The sequence below is a fragment of the Candidatus Eisenbacteria bacterium genome (genome assembly GCA_016867495.1).
Taxonomy (GTDB): Bacteria; Eisenbacteria; RBG-16-71-46; order CAIMUX01; family VGJL01; genus VGJL01.
Map to the genome: position 1 here is coordinate 1 of VGJL01000363.1, position 1,599 is coordinate 1,599.

A 1,599-nucleotide genomic window follows, 5' to 3' on the forward strand; every position below is an offset into this window, starting at 1 on the left:
ACGGTGAAGGAGTTCGAGTGGCCGGCGACCTACGCGATCGGCGGGGCCTACAAGCCGATGGACAAGCTGCTGCTGGCTCTCGATCTCAAGTACATCGCCTGGTCGGGGGTGATGGAGGACTTCAAGATGACCTTCACCGCCGACGATGCCGCCACGAACGGCGGCTTCGCCGGGCTCGCCATGGACGCGGTCCTCTTCCAGGAGTGGGAGGACCAGATGGTCCTCGCCGGCGGCGCCGCCTATCAGGTGATCCCGCCGCTGACCCTGCGCGCCGGCTTCAACCACGGCAAGAACCCCGTCCCGACCAAGTACCTGAACGCGCTCTTCCCCGCGATCGTCGAGAACCACCTCACTTTCGGCGCGGGGTACGCGCCGTGCGAGAAGACGCGGATCAACGGCTCCTTGATGTACGGCTTCGAGATCTCCGACACGAATCCCGGAAACGGCGCGACCGCGCCGCCCATCATCCCGCCCGTCGAGTCGACGCACAGCCAGCTCAACTGGGCGATCATGCTGACGAGGATGTTCTAGGGGACTTCGCGGAGGAATCGCTGCATGGGCCCGCGCGCCATCCGCGGCGCGCGGGCCGCATCGTCAGGATCGGGAACTGGACGGCGGAGTCGCGCCGAAGACAGCGGGGTTCCTCGCGGTCGCGGGGAACGCCGCGAGGATGCGTCGATCGGATGTGATCAGAGGGACGTGGAGCTCCTGCGCGAGCGCCACGAACTCGCAGTCATAGGCTGAGCAATTCGATTTCGCGACCAGGCCGAGGACAGTTCCCGAGTCCACGAGGAACTCCCGTCCACGGAAACGGCGCGGCCCAATCCGGATCCCGCAGGAAGACCTGCCGCGCGTGCTCGGTCCCCTGGCCTCCGAGCAGGAGATAGGCGACGAGATTGGTGTCGGCGACGATCACGGCCGGCCGCGGCTCCTGGCTCTGCGGAGCGCAGCGTCGCTCAGCGGACGCAGAGCCAGTCTGCTCCTGAGTCGGTCAGCCTCCTTGAGCCAGGCGATCGGATCCACCGACGGAAGTTCGACGGCGCGCTCCAGACAGGTGAGCACTTCGCTGTTCAAGCTCCGACGGTGGCTGAGGGCTTGCTTCCTCAGCCGGCGCAGGAGCCGATCCGGGATTCCCTTGATGGTCAAACTGGGCATCCTTGGCATCCCCCCATGGTTCCGTTTTGGAACCATGAAGGAATCATAGCGGCGAGTCCGGGCGCGGGCAATACCATGCGATGCCCGCTCGGTTCGTTTCAGGACTCTCCTCCCATAGTGGCGGCCCGCCACGCGGCTCTGCCGATCGGCCGAGGGTTCCTGTCAGCCAGGCCCCCCGTCGCTTGTCTTGCTCCAGACCCGCACGGAGCACATTGCATGCCCGTGAAGAGCCGCGATGCGATAGGATGGCCGCTGATCGGAGTCCGTCCGGGCCTGGGGGCTCCCTACGGTCCCCGTCAAACGGCGCCCGGCGGACGGCGCGCGATCGAGAGGTCGCGACCAGCGGAGGATCGATGCCATCTCAACTCATCGACCGAATCATGCGATACCCGCTCGATCCCGACGATGTCTGGCAGGGCGCCATCTTCCGCGCGCCGAACTGGA

Annotated in this window: 2 protein-coding genes and 1 pseudogene; 1 reads left to right on the plus strand and 2 read right to left on the minus strand. The window is 66.4% G+C overall.

Annotation, left to right across the window (positions count from 1 at the left end; translation table 11 throughout):
• A partial coding sequence (locus FJY88_14275; GenBank protein MBM3288494.1) for an aromatic hydrocarbon degradation protein occupies positions 1 to 531 on the plus strand: 531 nt, incomplete at its 5' end.
• Positions 532 to 594: 63 nt separating this feature from the next.
• Here the strand turns inward: FJY88_14275 and FJY88_14280 are convergent.
• Positions 595 to 916 (minus strand): annotated as a pseudogene (locus FJY88_14280) (type II toxin-antitoxin system VapC family toxin).
• Positions 913 to 1,155 (minus strand): Arc family DNA-binding protein, encoded by a 243-nt coding sequence (locus FJY88_14285; protein ID MBM3288495.1) that lies wholly within the window; start codon positions 1,153 to 1,155, stop codon positions 913 to 915. Before FJY88_14285 ends, FJY88_14280 begins: the two are co-directional and overlap by 4 nt.
• Positions 1,156 to 1,599: the final 444 nt, after the last annotated feature.

Excerpts from the sequence above, each read along its gene's own strand:
- FJY88_14285 (MBM3288495.1), bottom strand. The coding sequence starts at position 1,155 with ATGCCCAGTTTGACCATCAAGGGAATCCCGGATCGGCTCCTGCGCCGG.